The organism is Brevibacillus sp. HB1.2 (assembly GCF_013332495.1).
GTDB lineage: Bacteria > Bacillota > Bacilli > Brevibacillales > Brevibacillaceae > Brevibacillus > Brevibacillus porteri.
In genome coordinates, this window is the sequence record NZ_JABMIU010000012.1 from 1 (window position 1) to 19,267 (window position 19,267).

At 47.3% G+C, this 19,267-nt stretch carries 17 protein-coding genes; 4 read left to right on the forward strand and 13 right to left on the reverse strand.

The genetic code is table 11. From position 1 onward, the window contains the following. Positions 1-82: 82 nt before the first annotated feature. The 5 genes from HPY28_RS22540 to HPY28_RS22560 all read right to left on the reverse strand — a co-directional run bounded on the left by HPY28_RS22540 (position 83) and on the right by HPY28_RS22560 (position 6,564). On the reverse strand, positions 83-997 hold the full coding sequence (locus tag HPY28_RS22540) for an NAD(P)-dependent alcohol dehydrogenase (protein ID WP_174231455.1): 915 nt from the start codon (positions 995-997) through the stop codon (positions 83-85). Positions 998-1,081: 84 nt separating this feature from the next. Continuing rightward, positions 1,082-3,742, reverse strand: coding sequence for a winged helix-turn-helix domain-containing protein (locus HPY28_RS22545; protein ID WP_174231456.1), 2,661 nt, complete (start codon positions 3,740-3,742; stop codon positions 1,082-1,084). Between the two features lie 289 nt (positions 3,743-4,031). Beyond that, positions 4,032-4,469, reverse strand: coding sequence for an SRPBCC family protein (locus HPY28_RS22550; RefSeq protein ID WP_017250816.1), 438 nt, complete (start codon positions 4,467-4,469; stop codon positions 4,032-4,034). 87 nt (positions 4,470-4,556) lie between these two features. Beyond that, on the reverse strand, positions 4,557-5,318 hold the full coding sequence (locus tag HPY28_RS22555) for a DUF4253 domain-containing protein (RefSeq protein WP_174231457.1): 762 nt from the start codon (positions 5,316-5,318) through the stop codon (positions 4,557-4,559). 130 nt (positions 5,319-5,448) lie between these two features. Then, positions 5,449-6,564, reverse strand: a complete 1,116-nt coding sequence (locus HPY28_RS22560; RefSeq protein ID WP_174231458.1) for a serine hydrolase domain-containing protein — start codon at positions 6,562-6,564, stop codon at positions 5,449-5,451. Between the two features lie 343 nt (positions 6,565-6,907). On the opposite strand from HPY28_RS22560, the gene HPY28_RS22565 reads away from it, so the two are divergent. Continuing rightward, complete coding sequence (locus tag HPY28_RS22565; RefSeq protein ID WP_017250813.1) at positions 6,908-7,474, forward strand: DUF4062 domain-containing protein; 567 nt, start codon at positions 6,908-6,910, stop codon at positions 7,472-7,474. A 161-nt stretch (positions 7,475-7,635) separates the two neighbouring features. Here HPY28_RS22565 and HPY28_RS22570 read toward each other — a convergent pair whose 3' ends face one another. The 4 genes from HPY28_RS22570 to HPY28_RS22585 all read right to left on the reverse strand — a co-directional run bounded on the left by HPY28_RS22570 (position 7,636) and on the right by HPY28_RS22585 (position 11,865). Beyond that, the gene (locus HPY28_RS22570; protein WP_017250812.1) at positions 7,636-8,124 is read right to left on the reverse strand and encodes an imm68 putative immunity domain-containing protein; all 489 of its coding nucleotides are present in this window, start codon (positions 8,122-8,124) and stop codon (positions 7,636-7,638) included. A 78-nt stretch (positions 8,125-8,202) separates the two neighbouring features. Beyond that, positions 8,203-9,876 carry a DUF6138 family protein gene (locus HPY28_RS22575; RefSeq protein WP_017250811.1) on the reverse strand — a complete coding sequence of 558 codons (1,674 nt, stop codon included), beginning with the start codon at positions 9,874-9,876 and terminating at the stop codon, positions 8,203-8,205. Between the two features lie 452 nt (positions 9,877-10,328). After that, positions 10,329-11,309, reverse strand: a complete 981-nt coding sequence (locus tag HPY28_RS22580; RefSeq protein WP_174231459.1) for a BtrH N-terminal domain-containing protein — start codon at positions 11,307-11,309, stop codon at positions 10,329-10,331. Continuing rightward, entirely contained in the window at positions 11,293-11,865 is a 573-nt protein-coding gene (locus tag HPY28_RS22585; RefSeq protein ID WP_017250809.1) for a PadR family transcriptional regulator, read from the reverse strand. Before HPY28_RS22585 ends, HPY28_RS22580 begins: the two co-directional genes overlap by 17 nt. A gap of 908 nt (positions 11,866-12,773) precedes the next feature. Between HPY28_RS22585 and HPY28_RS22590 the strand changes: the two genes are divergently transcribed. Then, entirely contained in the window at positions 12,774-13,649 is an 876-nt protein-coding gene (locus HPY28_RS22590) for a hypothetical protein (protein WP_017250808.1), read from the forward strand. Positions 13,650-13,702: 53 nt separating this feature from the next. On the opposite strand, the gene HPY28_RS22595 is transcribed toward HPY28_RS22590, so the two are convergent. Beyond that, positions 13,703-14,149: an SRPBCC family protein gene (locus tag HPY28_RS22595; protein WP_017250807.1), complete on the reverse strand. Its 447-nt coding sequence runs from the start codon at positions 14,147-14,149 to the stop codon at positions 13,703-13,705. A 64-nt stretch (positions 14,150-14,213) separates the two neighbouring features. Beyond that, on the reverse strand, positions 14,214-14,648 hold the full coding sequence (locus HPY28_RS22600; RefSeq protein ID WP_017250806.1) for an Lrp/AsnC family transcriptional regulator: 435 nt from the start codon (positions 14,646-14,648) through the stop codon (positions 14,214-14,216). Positions 14,649-14,796: 148 nt separating this feature from the next. Between HPY28_RS22600 and HPY28_RS22605 the strand changes: the two genes are divergently transcribed. Both HPY28_RS22605 and HPY28_RS22610 read left to right on the forward strand, forming a co-directional pair. Beyond that, complete coding sequence (locus tag HPY28_RS22605; protein ID WP_174231460.1) at positions 14,797-15,774, forward strand: oxidoreductase; 978 nt, start codon at positions 14,797-14,799, stop codon at positions 15,772-15,774. Between the two features lie 94 nt (positions 15,775-15,868). Then, entirely contained in the window at positions 15,869-17,341 is a 1,473-nt protein-coding gene (locus HPY28_RS22610) for an MFS transporter (RefSeq protein WP_174231461.1), read from the forward strand. Between the two features lie 36 nt (positions 17,342-17,377). Here the strand turns inward: HPY28_RS22610 and HPY28_RS22615 are convergent, their stop codons facing one another. Further along, positions 17,378-18,583, reverse strand: a complete 1,206-nt coding sequence (locus HPY28_RS22615) for an MFS transporter (protein ID WP_174231462.1) — start codon at positions 18,581-18,583, stop codon at positions 17,378-17,380. A gap of 74 nt (positions 18,584-18,657) precedes the next feature. Continuing rightward, entirely contained in the window at positions 18,658-19,209 is a 552-nt protein-coding gene (locus HPY28_RS22620) for a MarR family winged helix-turn-helix transcriptional regulator (RefSeq protein ID WP_174231463.1), read from the reverse strand. Between the last annotated feature and the right edge of the window lie 58 nt (positions 19,210-19,267).

A 19,267-nucleotide genomic window follows, 5' to 3' on the forward strand; every position in this document is an offset into this window, starting at 1 on the left:
GTAATGTCCGAAAGTCAGTCTAAAACATTATTTTCTTTGAACAAGAGTTGCCCCCTTTGTCTTTCATTTTGGCACAATTTCATCATGTTCTAACCTTGATCACGACATTCCCCTTCTTCCGCCCTGTCTCCACATACTTATGTGCCTCCGATACTTGTTCCAGCGAATAACGTCTATCAATAACCGCTTTTATCTGCCCTGCCTCCATCAGCTCTTTAAGAAAATCCAAATCCTCCGTTCGCACCTTTGCAATCCCTTGCCCATCCACTGTTAGGAATAACCCGTCCGGCGCCAGTGCTTTTATGCAATGGGACTTCGTTACTTTCCCAACCGCATCAAATACAATGTCATACCGCTCTTCTTTTTTCGTAAAATCTTCTTTCGTGTAATCCATGACGTTATCGGCTCCCAACGATTTCACCAAATCTAAATTGGCAGAACTACACACTGCTGTCACCTCAGCCCCAAAATACTTGGCAAGCTGTACCGCGGATGTCCCTACCGATCCAGAAGCCCCGTAGATCAGCACTTTTTGTCCCTTTTGCAGCTTTCCTTTTCGAAAAAAATGCAAGGCGGTCGTTCCCCCGAAAGGAATCGCGGCGGCTTCTTCATGTGTTACGTTTGTCGGTTTTAACCCCACGATTGCGTTTTCCTTCAGACTGATGTACTCCGCATGCGCCCCGCATCGCATCCCGCTTAATGCATAGACGTGGTCGCCTTTTTGAAATCGCGTTACATGTTTTCCGATCGCTTCGACTTCCCCAGATAGCTCGACACCGAGAATAGGATTTCGCGGTTTGGTGAGACCGAGCACAAGGCGCATGGGAATCCAGAGCAAGAACGGACTTTTGAAGGCTCGTATTCTACAGTCTCCAGATGTAACTGTTGTTGCATGAACTTTTATCAAGATTTCATTATCCTTAGGTCTAGGCTTCTCTACTTCTCTTAGCTCCAAAACATCTGGTGATCCGTATTTCGTGCATACCACGGCTCTCATTGACATCCTCCTAACCTGTACTTTGCCATGAGTATAGCGGGAGCACGGTATTGCTATACAGATACTTAAGTATTGTTTTGAAATTTACAGCAAGCCCAACTGGCGAGCCCGTGCAACTGCTTCCGTACGCCGCTGTACCTGCAGCTTGTCAAAGATATTCCGGTTGTGCCCTTTCACCGTACTGAGTGCGAGGAACAGCTGCTGGGCAATGTCACGATTCGATAATCCTTTTTCGATGAGCTGCAAAATTTCAAGCTCTCGCTCACTAAGTGGCTCGATCAGGGAATCAACATGGTGGGGCAGATTCGAATTGCCTCCTTCCCTTTTCGGCTCTTCCTCTTTCCACTCCGCAAGTAGCTTTTCTCTATAACGTGGCATCGTTTCATAGACTTCCGCATCACACAATAACCTTTTCATCGGGATACCTTCGTCGACAAATGTACGAATGAAGCCACCCGGCTCCGCTATTACCAAAGCGTCTTTCACCATTTGCGCAGCTTTTGCTTGATCACCATGCGCATGCAGAACAACCGCTAGTAAAAGCATGATCTTGAGTCGTTCATCCTCTAACTGTTTTGCCCTTGCCTGCTCGAGTAATGGTTCGAGCACCGCAAGTGCTGCGGACGTATTTCCCTGTGCCAGAAGTACACGGGCTTGGAGCAGGGGAAGGTCGTGCTTCTGTGCCAATCGGGCTGCCGCTATCAGGTTGTCCTGCTGAAGTAATAGAAGGACTTGTGCTTCGGCAATAGGAGGCATCTGCATGATAAAGCCATGCTTGCGAGCAACATGCTCAGCATTTGCAATCATGGCAGCCGCTCCACTAACGTCTCCTTGTGCTAGCTTCAGTCTAGCGAGAAACACCTGCGTTGCCACGACTCTGTCCGTTTGTTCCAGCTGACGTGCTAATTGAATGGACTGTTGACCATGTTGCTCCGCTGTACGCAGGTCGTTCCATTCATAAAAAATCCGGGCCAGGCCTAGATGCGATTCACAAGCAGCTGGTAAGGGAGGAGAACCAGCCAATTTTCGTACATGCTGATAAGTCTCAGCCGCCATATGGAGCTGATTATCTGCCTCTTGTAGCTTCGCTAGTCCAATCGTGGCCATCATGGTGATCATGACATGGCCAATCTTCTCACTGTTTGATAATGCCTCCTGGTAAGCCTTACTGGCTGCGATACGATTCCCTTGAAGGTGATAAGCATACCCCAGCGACCAAGTAGTGGCTGTGCGAACTGGCAAGTTGTCAGGATGCAGGTACTCTAAAGCTCGCTTGGCCTCGGCCATGATGTCCTCTGATTGATGCTTGCTCACAGCCAATGTGGCGCGTATAGCAGCGATATGCCCAAGAGTATCTCTGGACCTGGCCTCTTGTTTCAAACCTTGTAATGCTTTTTCAGCGGCTACCAATTTTGGTTCAACGCCAGTCACTTGACCAGTCATCAGCAAGGCAGAGGCGTACATCACCCACAGCGCGGGTCTTGCATCCAACTCCTCGTGTGATAACGACTCCAGCCAGTTCCGTACTGGGATTACCCCTCCACGAAAGAGCAGCGGCATCCTCTCTCCCTCAACCAGTCGCGCTGCTCGTGATGTATCATTGGCGGCCACTGCATGGTAAAAAGCTTCCATCTCCAGACCAGTGTCTTCATACCAAATGCTTGCTCGGGTATGTAATTCTGCGAGAATACGTTCGCCCTCTCCTGTTGTCGATGAAAAACGCTGATGGAGCCTCTGCCGTAGTAAATCAGCAAAAAGATGGTGATAGCGGTACCAACGCCGCTCGCTGTCCAGCGGAACGATAAACAAATTGGCTCGTTCGAGGAATTCTAACGTTTCCTGGCCTGAACCTGAACCGATACCACTTTCGCCAAAAATGGCGTCACAAAGAGGACCGGACAATCGGGCGAGGATGGATGTATGCAGCAAGAATGCTTGAATGCTTGCAGATTGCTGGGTAAGTACTTCTTCCACCAGATAGTCAAGGATAAAATGGTGACTGCCGGAAAAAGATCGAAGGTAGGTTGCGATATCTATTTGTTCTTTCATGGAAAGAGCCGCTAACTGTAGACCCGCAATCCAGCCTTCTGTGCGGGCTTCGAGCAGAGCGATGTTTTCCGGTGATAGCTCTAAACCCATCACTGTCTCCAGAAATTCTGCTGCTTCCGAGTAGGTAAAGCGCAAATCGGACGCGCGTACTTCATTCAATTGGTTCCGCACACGTAACCGAGCGATAGGCAGACGCGGTTCCTCACGGGTCGCAATTACCAGATGTATTTGCGGTGGCATGCGTTCAAGCAGGAATGAGATGACAGCATCGAGTGGCCCCGTTTTCAATACGTGGTAATCATCGAAGACTAGAACAAAAGGGTTGGGTACTGCGATTATTTCATGAAGCAGAGTCGTGATCATCGATTCGAGTGGTAGAGGTTGAGGGGAATGGAGCAAAGGAAATATGCCCGCTCCAATATTCGGGTCAATGTTTTGTAGAGCTGTGAAGAGATATGTAAGAAAACACGCAGGGTCATTATCCCCTTCATCCATGGAAATCCAGGCGAAGGGTCGATCACCGCTGGCGAGCCATTTACTGACAAGTGTCGTTTTCCCGGAGCCTGCTGGTGCTGAAATGACCGTCAGTTTACGGTTTAGCCCCTCGTTTAACTGCTCGATCAGTCGATGACGGGTAACGGTCTTCAACCGTGGCGGGGGCATATACAGTTTGGTGGTTACAATTGGAATTGTCATAAAGAAATTATAAGGATCGCCGTCTCTAAGCGTCAACTCCGCCGACTTTGTGATTTACTCTCTGCTTTTTTCAAGTTGCTCGATACTCGGTATTGGCCGATTTTCCTGATCAGATCATAAGGTAAAGGCTGATTGATCGGAAATGGCAATGTTCCTTTCGACTTGTGATAATCCTTCACTTCCTCTTTGAACTCCTTATTCCGCTTGAATGCCTTTATTATCTCCCAAAACGTGCATGACACAAAAAAACACGCCGAGCTGGCGTGTTTTCGTTTTGGTGGCAAGGATGCTATTTCGTTATACGTTTTCCAATAGCCTCCACGAGCTCCCTCGTTGTCTTCGGAAGATTGGATTTTAGAATGGAATTGATCATGGGGCCCTTCACACCATGGGCGGTGATATCCAGACACCCCGTCATTTTCGTCCGCGCCTCACCCAGTGCCTTCGCTTTGAAATAACCCTCTCCGGTAAAATTCCCGCTGATCCCTGTCAGGTTGAACCTCACCTCAGTTGGCGGAGTCCATTCAGTGATATCCACTTGCAGGCTGATCGTTTTCTTCATGATGCCGATTTCGCCTGTAAACGTCCAAGCGACACGACGTTCATTGATTACCTCGTGGCTGATGTAGCCAGGTACCAGTGGAACCCAATTCTCCACTATACTCACAAACTGCCATACCGCCCCGATGGGCAGGTTCAGCTCCACATCATGTATTCCTTGAGGCATGATTTGCTCATTCCTTCCCCCAGTGTTCTTTGGTATCTTGTTATGTTTATTGTAGGAACACGGGAGATATTTCAGGAATAAGGCGAGCTAATCCCACCAAAAAAACCACACATCCTGTTTCATCAAATAATCGGCATAATGCCCTAAGGAAGGAAACTCATCCAAGACGTACTGACAAAAGATGAAATGCTCTTGTGCCAGCTTTAGGGCCTCCTGGTAGGTCTGTGGTCTTGAACCGGCTTGAAAAATCCAAGCGTCCTCTGTCACAGCGAGAATCCTGATCCCATATACCTCCTGCCAGTGCTTTACGATAACGGACTGGTAAACGGGCAATGGGCATTCATTAAAGCCGCCCATTGGAATCCACAACGGCGCTTCATAACCAGATGCTAGCGGCAATTCCAGGACAATCAAGGCGTCATCCTCTAATCGATCCTGTACCCATGCTTCACTGATTTGAAAGGACTCCGTCTCTGTTTCACTTAGTTGTTCATCGATTAGCTCCTGGCCTTCCCATATCAGAGAGTATGCCCGATAGATATCTTCAAAGTTCTTTCCATCCAAATTTTGTAGCTCGGATGAAATGTCTGTATACAAAAGTCGAGATTTTACAATTCGCCGAAAGACATCCTCTACGGATAAGCGATGAACTTCCTCTAGCTGGTTATGTACATAATCAGAGAGTGATCCTTCTTCGTCTACCGCTTCTTCTATCATCTCTAGTATATTATAGCTAGGCAGGACCAAGATTCTGTGCTTATCTACCTTTGTAGCAGGAATCGTGAAATCCTCCGCAGCAACCACTTCTATGTCACATTCCTTTAGGTAATTCGACAACTCTTCTACCATCGTCACACCTCTTTTGTTGTTGTTTTGTTCAAATCATAGGATTACTCCTCTATTTTACTTCAATTTCCATATACAGTGGAAATGAACAAAAAGCAAAAAGAAAAATGCTTGGATTCCCAAGCATTTATGTTTACTTGTCAATATTGGAAGCTTGACGGGGTTTTGCCTTCGCTAATTTGCGCAGCACATGAAAAAAGAGATAGTTCATCCCTTTTGCTTGATACGTAGTCTGATTGAAGCTCCCGATCAGATATACCTCCCTATTGGGAAAACAAAGCATGTAGCTGCCACTCGCCCCTAAGTGACCCCATCCCGTATACTTTTGCGTGAACGGAAGAAAACGCATCCGCATGAGTCCATAGCCATAATCCATGCCGATCCGCATGTTGTTCCACTGCTGCATGATCTCGAGCGTTTCTTTTTTAATCATCTGATTCTGCACGAGTGCTTTCATGAAACGCAGCTGATCTTCCATTGTACTTACGGTTTGTCCTCCCGCGTAAAAACTGCTGAAGCTGCGGTAGTTTTCTACATTTATTTTTATCCTGTCCAAATGTAGATGGGCTACCGGATGCTCACTTTTGCTGACGGGATTGGAATACTGAGATAAATAAGAGTGATTCATTTGAAGGGGGTTAAATATGTAGTCATGGAGAACTTCGTGGTAGGGTTTGGCAGTAACCTTTTCAATCACGAGCCCTAACAGATTGTACCCTGTGTCTGTATAATGAACGCGTTTCCCGGGCTCAAAGTGCGGCTGTAAGTGCTTTTTCGACCATTGTATGGTTTCTTGCGACGTCCAATAGCGTGAAGAATCCTCCAGAATCTCTTCTAGGAATCCTTTCCCTCCCTTCGGCTTTTCTTCAAAGAAATCTGGTAATCCAGAAGTATTGTTGAGTAAATGCTTGATCTGAATTTCGTTTGTGTAATCTTTTCCTTTCCAGATGTGGAGATCTTTTCGAATCTCAGTCGGTAAATAGTTGGCAATGGGGTCGTCAAACGAAACGAGACCTTTTTCTGCTAGGATCGATACGATAACAGCCGTAAAAGCCTTGCCCACACTAGCCGTGTGATAGGGTTGATTCGGGTTGGCTGTCCCCCCATCAGTATTGCCAGCCGCTATTGGCCAGTGGATATCCAGCTTCTCAGAATGGATTAACAAATAGACATTGTGCAGTTGTGGATCAGAAGCTACTTTGGCCTTCAGGTTGCTCTCTATTTCACTCCTTATCAATTCATTGCTCATTTGTCTCCCTCCCACTTCACTCACCAGCAAGGACTTATGCGCCCGCTACTGATAAGCTATGTGCATTCTCTTGCCAATTATGAGCATAGGAATGAATAAGCTCGGTATCGAATAACAATACCGAGCTTTCTTCCAAAATACTCTACGAATTTCTCCTTACTCTTTATTTATACTTTTCGCATAGGTTGGATAACTAACAAAGGTAAAGAAAAAAATTGGCTAATTTAGAAGTCTTTGAAGAATGAAAAAACACAGATCAGGAATTAACGATTCACTTCACTGGAAAATAAAGTGAGTGAGTGGTAGATTCTATTTATACTAATTCTTTAATTTGGGTGGGCCTATGAGAAAAAAATTGCAAATTTACATATCGTCTACTTACTACGATCTTATTGAGGAAAGACATACCGCTGTTGAAGCCGTACTTCAAGCTGGTCATATCCCTGCTGGAATCGAGCAATTTTTCAAGGAAAGTCCAATGAAAATTAGGAAGAGATGGATCGACGAGTCCGATGTATATATCCTGATTCTCGGAGGATTCTATGGTTTAACGCTTCCTGATGAATCCAAGAGCTATACACAGTGGGAATATGAGTATGCCGGAGAAGCGGGCAAACCTAGATTTGCTTTTGTTGTCACAGATGAAGCATTAAGACAAAAGCCATACGACTTCGCAGCAATTGAGTACTATCAGAAGTTTCAAGAGTTTAAGCAATCTGTCATGGAACAAATTCCTACTTATTATGTTGAAGATGTACGGCACATTAAAATGGTACTTCGTGATCAATTGCCGGAGTATGCAGCAAGAGACGATTTGTACGGCTGGTTTTCCGGTAAGGATGTCCCGGACGTTCAAAAGCTGTTGGAAGAGAATGCAAGATTAAAGGCGGAGTTGGAGAAAAAGAAATGAAAGAGGGGCTGGCACAACCACCCCCTTTCTTCCGTCTTCCATTAATATTCTAATGGTCCTCGCCAGCTTAGAGTTCTGCCTGGCAAACTTAAACGCCAACCATCTTTATTTGTAATGACCCATCACCATATTCAAAGGATCGTTATCACAAACGATTCAACTTATACCAGCTCATCTGCGATCATTTTTGCCTTTTCCGCAAGCTCTCTCATATCATCGGCCGGAACAAGCTCGGCTAATTCGTAAGCCAGCGGATCACGGGAAAACTTATACAATTCATCCCGAAGCAGGTTCCTTTTTTCTTCAGAGGCATCTATATAAAGTTTGCTCGGCTGCCTATCCTCATCCAAATCATGCAAATCGACATAGCCTGATTTTTGAGACTCCAACACAATGGCTGAAAGATCGATTAGAGCTGAGCAGGCAATATCAAGTTCTGCTCGAAACATGCCGTTAGCATTTTTTATATCAAATCCAATACTTCCGCCGTTTTTCAAGTCTCCCTCGGAAAGCAGAACATCCAGACCCAAGTCCTTTAAAATCTGATTGAGCGTCACATCCGTTGCGTCCAATTGTTCCAAATAGTCTATTAATGCCAGTGAATCATCGGAACCGCCAATTAAATCTCCCCACCATTTGCTTATGTACATGTTCTTCTTCCCCTTTCTTTTAAGCATTGTAATTATCCATTAAGCCTACGTATCAATGCCGCTTTCACCGAGCCACCATCAGGCTATACCCGCCGCCTTTAGCAGACGAATGATAAGCTCCTTGCGCGTTCCCCGCGCCTTGCGAGCCAATGCAGCCAGCTTCTCCGCCTTGCCCCAGATCGGGTACAGTACCCGCTCTGCCTCGTCATCCGACAGAGTCTCTATTTGCTGTACGAATAGCGACAGCTTGTCTTCGCTTTCCAGCTCCGGCTGAATCTTCAGCTTTAGCGAATCATGGGAGCGCAGCAGGCAGGCGATCAAGGTCGGAGTCGAGCGTTCGGTTATGCCATAGGTTTCGGCAAAAACGACTGTGAACTTGTCATGCACCAGCTGATGCTCATCATCCACAGAGTCCATGTAAGCTTCAACAAGCGGAAAATACCGATCGGACGCAAGCCCCAGCCCGAACACAGCATAACTGCCCGGCATTACGCTTCTTTCGCTTTCCGTATCCTCGTACCATTCATACTCTTTCATCGCCTCTCGAGCGTATTCCTCCAATAAAGGATGTAGCTCGGAATAAGCCAGAGCATTCGCAAAAAATCGGTGCGTGTCCGATTTGGCTAGCCCCTTGATGGGTAAATTCTCTCTCACGCTAGATTTTAACTTGATTTTATAGCTTTTCGGGAAGTCCTTTCGGAGCAGGGAGAGAATAAACGAAATCGCCCGCTCGTACGCCCCGGCTTCTTCCTTGCGAATAACGATTGTGAAGAGGGAAAAAACATCGTTAGCCTTGCATTCGACCGATTCATGACGCATATGGACGTCTTCTTGCGAGAAGCTGTCGCTGCCCTCCTTCAGCATACGCGCGGCTTTACCGCTACCAAGCTGCTTCGCCAGCTCCAGAAAAGTCTGGCCCATGAATTTGTTGAAGTCCGGCTCGTAACGAATAATCATCACCGCTCCGTACAACAGAAGGTCGATAGGCTGATTCGGCTCATCCTTATTCTCAAAAACAGCATCCGGCTTGATCACATACTCATTGGTCCTGTATTCGGAACAGGTGACGTCATAGTAATGCGGCAAAAATACATTCTCGGCCCAGTCGGTCAAAGCCCTAATGATATCTCTTCGATGCTCCGCGAGAGTCTCAACCCGTTCTTTATTCAACTCCTGAATCCGGTCAAATATAGCTATCGTCTTTGCGACTTCCGGTTCGGGGAATAAATACGGATCCAGCAGATGGCGCGCCAAAAAGAAGGTTTCCCGCCTGTTTGTCGGGTAAGAGCCCTTCTCCAGTTTTTCCTCCATATAGGACTGAATTCGCTCCAGAAGCTGCCGCTTTTTCTCTTCATATACAGTTTCCAGCACCGTTAATTCCACAAGCCCGTCCATCGTTGCGAAGGTTCCTTGGAAGGTAAAACGGTAGTTGATCAACTCCGACGTTTCCAACTTGTCCAGCCTCTCCCTTACGATTTCCGCCAGCAGGGGCTGAACCTCATGCAATATCTGCTCCCGCGTAAAGGGTGAAGCTTTCATCGACTTTTTGCCTGCGGCACTCCCCACAGATTTCGAACTGTCAACCCTAGTCCTGCCCGGCCGATAATCCAGCATGACAAAGTTAAAGATGCCTACTTGCAGCGTGGTGCGTAAGACCACTTCCTCTGCGTCCTTTCGATTCTCCTGTTCGTCAAACCATTTATGAATGGCTGTTTTCATCTCTCCCAGCGCTTCTTTCTGCAATTCGTTCATTGTCTCCCGCCTTTTCGCTTGTTCCATCTTTTCTCAACATAATCATACTATGGAAATGGAAAATCTTGTTGAAACTATATACCTCTCCCTCAGATCGGCTAAAGCTCAATCCTTAGTCCGTTCCTTTATATCAATAGCAAAAGGGAGAACGCCATAGAGGTCGTTCTCCCTGTTCAATCCAGTCAGCCCTACTTAAATTTGAGGAATATTCTGACCTACCTTTTTGGTGGTATACCTGGCACATATAGTATCTTCGGTAAAAGGGCACATTTGAAGAAATGCCTGAAAGAAACGGCAAACACCCAGAAATTATTTCAATAGAATTATGGGAGAAAGTCCAAGCAATAAATGACCTGCACAAGAATAAAATCCGTGTGAGGTGCTTAAGCTGACACTCGGTAAAAGCATGCGTGCCGAAAGGAATGATTGCGTTCAATGTAAGTATAAGGCTATCACAACAATAGCTCCATGGCTGCGCGTTCTTTATCCGCAATCTCGAGCAACAGCTTAGACGCATGCACGAGCTCTTGGTGATCACCTGTTCTTCCTGCATGGTCGATTGAAGCAGAGACGCTAACCCACATGGGAGCGATCTCTGTAAACATACAGTGGGCTTGTTCGATCCTCGGGTCCTCCAGCCGATCAGCACAATCTCTCAAATAATCCCTATACAGATTCCGAAATAAAGCGCCGCCGGTTCCCGCCCGCTCCATTAGCGTCGCGGTAAGACATAAATCATGTTCGAAATTGTTGCTGCGAGAAGGCCACTTCAAGATTTCATTGCTCATTTTAATAATGCCTTTATTACCAATATTCCGAATAGTCGGGTTCAGATAGTCATGCGCATTCATGGTCAAGGATTCGCGTATAGCAGGAACAAGCGGAAGCAATGCGTCGCTTGGCTCGATCGTAAAGGAACGATTCCGGGAGCTCATGGGTCCCTTTGCATTTCTGGCAGCGGCCAAGCTTGTCAAACGCGTCTTCACAAGTCCACCCTGTTGTCTGGTGTCCGCCATGTAGGCGTATTCGTCATCTATACCGTAAAGTACCGCATAGTGACCGGCGAAGTGCACTTTGTTCTTAAAATAATCCAAGTAATAGGCATCTAATTTAAGCCCAACCGGAATGCCGTGTTCGATGCTGCTTCGGACGTTCTGCCACGCCTTATTGACGGACGAGGTTTCTTGATATCTGACGTTCAAGCCGAGTCGTTCGGCGAGATGAGCGGTCAGTTTATCCGGTTTTACCCTTCCTCCGATGAAGGGGAAGTCCATTCCCTTCGAATCCCAGTATATGAATCCAAGCCCTTGCCCGAGTCCGAACAACATCGGCTCAGACAAGCGGACTCCCGCATATTGCATTAAATTGCCCATGGCGGTTGTTTCGCAATGTTCGCCTTGATAAGGAATGAAACCTTCAATAAATTTGTCCATGTCTACTTGCCTCCTCCAATAATTCATGTATTAAACGACTAACGAACGCTTGCTCGCTCTCGATTAAGCTGAATGGATGCAAGAACAACGCCCTTACGTTCAGCGGCAAACTAGCTCCGCCTTGTGATTCGTACTTCTGTCTTATTTTTATCGAGGTTTGTCCAAGAAAATCCAGTCGTTTCCGTAAAGCCATGACGGCCTCTTCCTTCCCGATATGGGGCAAAGCGGCCAAACCGAGATCGAAGCGGTTGTCACGTTCCCGTGTAGACGACAGACTATCAAGAATTTCATTTCTCAGCTTACGTATACCCACTTCGGTGAGGGCAAACCGGGTAGGCGCTGGCCCCTTGCCGGATTTCTCGTCGGATGTCTCAGGCGAGATCCATCCTTTATCGCTAAGTTTCTTCAATCCTGCATAAATCGAAGTTGTACCGATATTCGCCCATTCTTTATAACCTCGCTGCTCGACTAACTTCATAATATCGTATCCGGAAGCTTGACGATGTTCCGCGATCATTTGCAGGAGCATGAATTCGACATTCGATAATGTATGCATAGAGAGACTCCTTATCTTAAGTATTTCATATATGGAATATAACGTAGGTGTAATAAAAATTCAATAACCGAATCTGCTAGAAAACTACAGCTTGAGAATGTTCAAATCAGGAACTGACGAACTTCCGAATGTACGGGTCTTGAGGCGGCACTTGAGCTCGTGGCATCGACCGATCATGCCGATCTTTTTTTGTACCCAGGTGATCAACACTACTTTGCGGGAAGTCAGTTAACGGAGAACGTTAGCTCAACAAAACAGCGGCGAATAAAGGCTTTATTTTATAGCCTTTATCCGCCGGACTACTATCACTATCGTCTTAATCTGCTGATATAACTACGATCAAACACTATTTCTTTTCTGATTGTGTGTACCATCAATTGTGATACGGCTCTCCGCGCTTGATCTTAAACTACCCGTTAGCTTGTACCAGCGTCGCTGACACCACCCGCAAAGTATCAGAAGATGATAAGAGAAACTTATTGATAACCTCGTTATACACAAACTGCGCATCAGTGATCCCAGCTTTGAATATACCTCAAGTGATTTACGACTTTCATGACCGGGGATCGGATTGTTCCTTACACCAAACGAATATGAAAGCAGGTATCATCAATCGGCGGCTTTGACACACGGGGGCATTTACAGTGGACAAAAATTATGGAGGGGAAGGTGTGTATGGCTAACTATCATCGGCGTCAATACGAACGAATAATATCTGACAGATTAATGGAAAAGGGATACTTGATATCTAGATCTTCAAATGATGTACCCAAATACAGTATTCATGAAGAAGAAATACAGAAAGGGAAGCAACTCCTCCATTCTATAGTTGATCGACCCGGCCGTTCCTTGGGGACTCCCCCTCCGCCGTTCGAGGTGCGAGAATCTTCCTCGGGAGGGCCATGCCGATGAGGGATGCTACGGAGGGTCAGCAGGAGCACATCGAGACGCTGCCGCTGTTCTCCACCACGGACAAGGACGGACGGATGACTATGCTCCTGCCAGGACGTCGAGTCGGACGCGCGGCTCCGTTGCTGCCGTGGCTGCTCGCAGCCGCTGCACTGTGGGCGCTGACAGGCTCCGTGCCGTTCGGTGCCCTGCTCGGCCTGGCGCCAACACCGACGATCAGCATGTTCCTCGGTCATCCGGTCACGGTGGGCGTCGCCGTGGTGCTGTTGTTCTTCGCGATCGGTGCGACTGGCGGAGTGTACTCGCGAGCGGTCGAGCAGTTCGGACAGACCAGGGTCGCCGGCTTGTTCGTATCGCTCGCAGTCTCAGGAGGACTCGTCACAGACGCGGGAGTCCTCCTGCTCTGGACGCTGACAAGCGATCCGTCGCGACCATTCGACCTCGAGGCCATCGCAACGTCGCCGACGATCCCGCCAGAGCTCGGCGCCGTCGTCGGAGCCGGCTTCGCCCTCTGGGCCGCCATCACGCTCCTGCGGTTGCCCGGGTCGATCGCCCACGCCCGGCGGCGTCAGACGGACATCGCTCGCCTCCGCGTGGAGGGCTCGTCATTCACCGGGACGCTGACCGACGTGAGCTTCGCGAACCGCTGGCTCTTCGATCTCCCGATGTTCACGGTCGAGGTAGGTTACATTGTCGACGGTGCTCCTCGTGTCGTCTCAGCGCACATGCGCACCAGCGCCGACCGCGTCCCTGTCGTCGGCTCGCGCATACTCGTGCTGACCGACGATCGCGGAACCACACATTTGGAGCTGGACTCGTCCAATGGAGCGACATTCGAGCCAGACGTAAGGAAGTACGCCGCACCGGACGGCTGATGCTGCTGCCCTGACCGCTTCAACAATGGTCGTCAGCGTCTATTCAAAAGTCTTTATTCCCTCTCCAAAATAGAGACCTTTTGCCTGATTTCATTCAGAACTTCTTCCCAATGAAGCTTCATTTGCTCTCGTGTATTCTCATGATCCAAATTCTCTTGATGAAAACTAATTGTCGTTCGGTCAGGCTTGTCAGATAGCAGCCGGATTTGCAGGGTGGACGACTTTTCCCAATCCTTCATCGACCACTTTAAACGAAACTGCCGGAGCGGCTTTACAACACGGAACTGACCCGATATTCCTTCGCTGGAAATAAAGGTCTCCCCCTCCCTAAAGGTAAGGTTCGATACATGACCAAGCCATAATCTCACCCCTTCGGACGAGGTTAAAAACGCCCATGCCTGCTCTGGGGTAATGGGCATCGTCCTGCGTACACCTACTTGGAAGCCTGTCGATGCCGTTTGACCAACAATTTTGCGTGATTCGGTATTTTGATCCTTCATCGGAACACCTCTTCGATCATGTTTGTTAGCACTCATTTTTCATGAATGCAAAAATTGCGTTTTTTCACTCCGTACTTAGAACCAAACTTTTATTCTCGAATGGTTTCGAGAGAACAATTAAAGGCGTTGAAAATCCGTAAACGTGGCATGTATCCAAAAAGGCAGCCAGTGACTCGGTACTCTCAGTCAGCACCTTCATCAAATAATTGTACTCCCCGCTGATCCTGTAGAGATCGACAATCTCAGGTGCTCGTTCGCAGAATGCAATGAAATCCTTACACACACTCGTTTTAAACAGTACAAATGCAGTCGTGTGCTTGCCGAGCTTCTGGGGAGAAAGCTCCGTCCGATAAGCGGTTATGACGCCTTGCTCCTCCAACTTTCGCACTCTTTCCGTTACAGCTGGCTGCGACATCGCAATCATACGGCTCAACTCGGAAATGGGAATCCGGGCATTATCGTGAAGCACTGTCAAAATTTTATGATCGATTTGGTCCATCCGCACAGCACCTCATTTTTCGAAAGTGGGATACCTAAAACAAATAAAAATGTAAGGTAAATGACTTGAAATCCCTTCAAAAACTTATGTAAATTGTAAGCATTCTCCCATAAAATGTCACTCATAAACAGAAGAGGAGAATGAGAACATGACATTTACCGTAAACGAACCCATAAACATTGGCAACTTGCGCTTAAAAAACCGACTCATCATGTCGCCCATGCAGCAGTATCGGGGAACTCCTGAAGGTTTTGCCACGGACCATCATATCGAATTTTACAGCCGTAGGGCCAAGCATGTGTCTCTGGTGATTGTGGAATCGACCGCCGTCTCAGCCAACGGCAGACTGTTTCTCAACGACATCGGCATTTTTACCGACCAACATGTGGAGCCTTTGCGCAAAATAACAGAAGCTGTTCACGCAGAGCACACCCCGATCTTCCTCCAGTTGTCGCATGGTGGAAGGAAGGCTTCGCCTGATGTAACGAAGCAATTGGTCGCTCCAAGTGCTATTGCGTACGATGATTACTACGGGACCCCTAAGTCGCTGTCTCTTGCCGAAATAAAGAGCATCGTCGAAGAATACCGTTTGGCTGCAAAGAGAAGTATCGAAGCAGGCTTTGATGGCATTGAACTTCACGCGGCGCACGGCTTTTTGCTTCACCAATTTTTATCGCCTTTGTCCAACACGCGGACGGATGCCTATGGTGGCACTTCCGAGAACAGGGCACGATTTTTGAAAGACGTACTTCTGGCGATTCGAGCCGAAGTGGGACGGGAATATCCAGTTATCATCCGTGTTTCTGCCACAGATTTTGTCCGAGGCGGTCTAACCCCAGAAGACTGGGTGCAAATGCTAAAGCCCATTGAGTCCGAATTGGATGCGATCGATGTCTCAACAGGGGGGCTGCTCCCGATCCAGCCTAGTGACGTCTATACGGCTTATCAGTTGCCTCATGCAGCTGCGATCAAACAACATGTCAGCATTCCGGTCATTGCCGTGGGAAAAATCTATAGCCGCAGTCTTGCCAATCGAATTCTCGAAGACCATCTCGTCGATAGTGTCGCGATTGGTCGCCCTCTCTTGGAAGACCCTGATTATGCAAAACGTCTTTTATTTGCCTAATCGACACAGGAATGACCCCAATTTGTTCACTTTCTTCATCAAAAAAAATGGTAGGATAGAGGCATCACTTCATAAAAAATGAGGAGAGTCTCAAGTGCGGGTACATCCAATTTATTTTTTACGTCTTACAGGCCTATTCGATGGCCTTTCCTTATTAGTATTGATGGGCATCGCGATGCCCTTGAAATACGTGTGGGGCTTAGACAAAGCCGTAACCATCATAGGAAGTATTCACGGCGGGATATTTTGCCTGTATGCTCTAGCGATACTCTATGCGGCCATTCGCGTGAGATGGAGCCTGCTCTGGTCTCTTGCTGCGTTACTCGCCGCTTTTGTACCGTTTGGGAACTTCTTTCTGGATCGCAGACTGAAAACGGCACAGGATGTGTATCCTCTGAAGCCGTTTAATAATGCCCTGCTTGTATACGGCATCGTTTTTTTCTCGTTCTTTGATTTGTTCTCGCAACTGCCGGTCATGAGTACCTTTGCTGCTTCCGTAGGTGCCAGCTCATTTGTTATAGGCTTTGTCATCGGTCTGTATTCGTTAGCCAATACCTTTGGCAATATTATCTCTGGCATGCTGACAGATAAGGTTGGTCCATCCAAACCACTATTGATCGGATTGGTTTTATCAAGCTGTGCCTTGCTGCTGTATCACATCGTCGATCAGCCGTTTCTGTTGATTATCGTGCGTATCATTCACGGATTTGTTGCCGGTTTGATCGTTCCTGCTGCTTTTACTTTCTCTGCGAATAACACTGCACATGAGCAGCAAGGACGAAAGGTTGCTTTCACCGGTACCTTTGTGGGACTCGCAGCGATTATCGGACCTGCATTCAGCGGCATTATGGCTAGCAAAACCACCGTGCCTTTTGTCTTTACATGTGTAGCTGTTATGGGCTTTTTCCTAGCCATCCTGTCCGTCATTTTTCTGCAATCCACTCAGGCCTGCAAGAAAGAGAAGCTCAAGAAGGATGTTCCAACCTCTGCCTTGATCTTCAATACGGGGATAATCAAGGCCTACGGCGGTGCCTTTTTGCTCATGTTTTCACAAGGTGTGATTGCTTACCTTTTGCCCTTGCACGTCCAATCGCTTGGATATGACTCGAAATTAAGCGGTACGTTATTGAGCACGTTTGGACTGATTGCTGTTCTGATTTTCGTGCTTCCGACCAATCGGATTTTCGATCGTGTGGCCCCTTCCAAAACGATGTCACTCGGAATTGGTTTCATGGGCGTGAGTCAGTTGCTTATTGGTCAATCCAACACGACATTAGCACTATATTGCATGTTAGGACTATATGGGATAGGCTTTGCTCTCTTGTTTCCCTCTGTCAATACGATGCTCATTCAATCGACGCCGCAAGAATTGCGGGGGAAAGCACACGGTTACTTATACGCCTTCTTCTCTCTCGGTGTGGTCGTCGGCTCAGGCCTATTAGGGTGGCTGCCCTTCTCTATTGAGGAAGGGTTTCTGTTCACAGGAAGCCTGCTGCTCGTGTTTGCCGCTTTCATTGCCATGCATAAGCAACGAGAACACTTGCTGAATCAACAAAATAATCGGTAGCAGCCGTCGTTTATAACAACAAAACCTCCTTAACCACTAAACTAGTGGCGAAGGAGGTTTTGTGCTAATGCTTTCAACCGCGGAATCACTATGAATCAGGCATGCAGCCAACAGACCAATACCAAGTACGATTGCAAGCAGTACAAAAGTAAGTCCATAGCTGCCAAAATTCATAAAACGGATGGACAAGATCGGCCCAAGACTTGTTCCCGAAAACAGGATAAACGTATACACCGAAACCGCAATTCCCCGCGATTTGCCCCCTAGCTGTCCAATAAGCGTGATCAGGGAAGGAACGGATAACGCAATTCCTGCAACGAAAAGCACACTCGTACCAATCAAAAGAGCCAAGTTAGATATTATACCGAGGGAAGCCATACTGACCACTGCCAGAACTAATCCGTAGCGGAGCACGGTACGTAAGCCAAACCGTTTTGCCAGCCCGCCCGCCAGCGGAGAAATGAGCATGCCCACTACACCTATCATTCGAACAAGCAGAATCTCCTTGTTGCTAAGCCCAAAATCGGGTCCCGCCAAATAACTCCCCAAAACCGTATACATATTAACGAATGACATAAGCAATACAAGAGCGATTATGTAGCTCAAGACGATATTTTTTTGTTTGAACAGGGAGGGGATTCGCTTAATCGGCTCCCAAATATTCACGGTAGCAAGAGAACTCTCTTCTTTTGGCAGCCACCTCATCACCACGAGCAGCGTCACGAAATAAATAGCAGCAAGCATATAAAATACGGCGTGCCAACTGTATTGCTGACTCATGAAGCTACTGATCACTTGACCAATGATCCCTGCCGCCAAAAATCCTGTGCTGATAAATCCGATTGCCGTTACCCGTTTTGCCGCAGGGAACATTTCCACAGCATAGGCGAGCGCAACTGGCGAGAACGTAGCTGCGGCAGCACCTTGCAAGCACCTAAGTACAATGATCCATGCGAAATCATTTGCACTACCAAGCAACAAAGAAAATAGAACCAGGGCAATCATCCCGATCACAATAACGTTCTTGCGGCCATACTTTTCGGACAACGGTCCATAAATCAGGCATCCTATGGCAAACCCAACCGAAAATGCGCTGCCTACCGCTGCAGCCTGTGTCAAGGTAATACGGAAAAGATCGGCAAAGATGGTCATAAGGGGAATCGTAACGTATAAGCTCGACATGACGACGATTCCAGACCAGCATAGGATTGCCGTCATGAGTGAGTAGTTTCGCTGTGACATCGCACACCTCTTTTTCAATTATTTACACCCATTATAGTTAGATTATCTAATTATATTCACAAAAAAATATGATCTTATCTTCCCACCCCCAGTTTTTCTTCCATGCTGCGATTCAACTTCATCAAGATTTTTTCCAGCAGCATCCGTTCTTCCTCTTCTAAGTCGCTCATAATGGAGGAGCAGGCAGACCAGAAAACTGGTAATGCTCTGGCTACGAATTCTCTGCCTTCCTGTGTTATTTTGACATGAATCTTGCGACCATCCAGCGTGCTTTGCTCCCTGATTATCCAGTGCCTTTTTTCCAGCCAGTCCAGCAAAGCTGTAACAGAAGCACGCCGAATGCCCAGCCTGTCTGCAAGCGAAGAGGGGGTGATAAGCTCTCTGTCTTCATGTAGCGTAAGCAGAAGCAATACGTCCCATTTACTCTCCGTTATGCCGAATGACTCCAAATTCAAATCAATAGTGTCTATGGCGTTATCCCCCAGCCATAGCATTAATAACCCCAAATGAGCCAATTTGCGATCCGTATTTTGCAGAGCTGTTTTTTCCATCAGATCCAAATACGGCTGAATACCTAGTTTTGGCAATTGATCGGATGTATGCTCTCTCTTGTTTTTTCTGCTCATGATCCACCTTGAATATAATTAGATTATCTAACTAAAATCAATATAACGGATTCTTTTG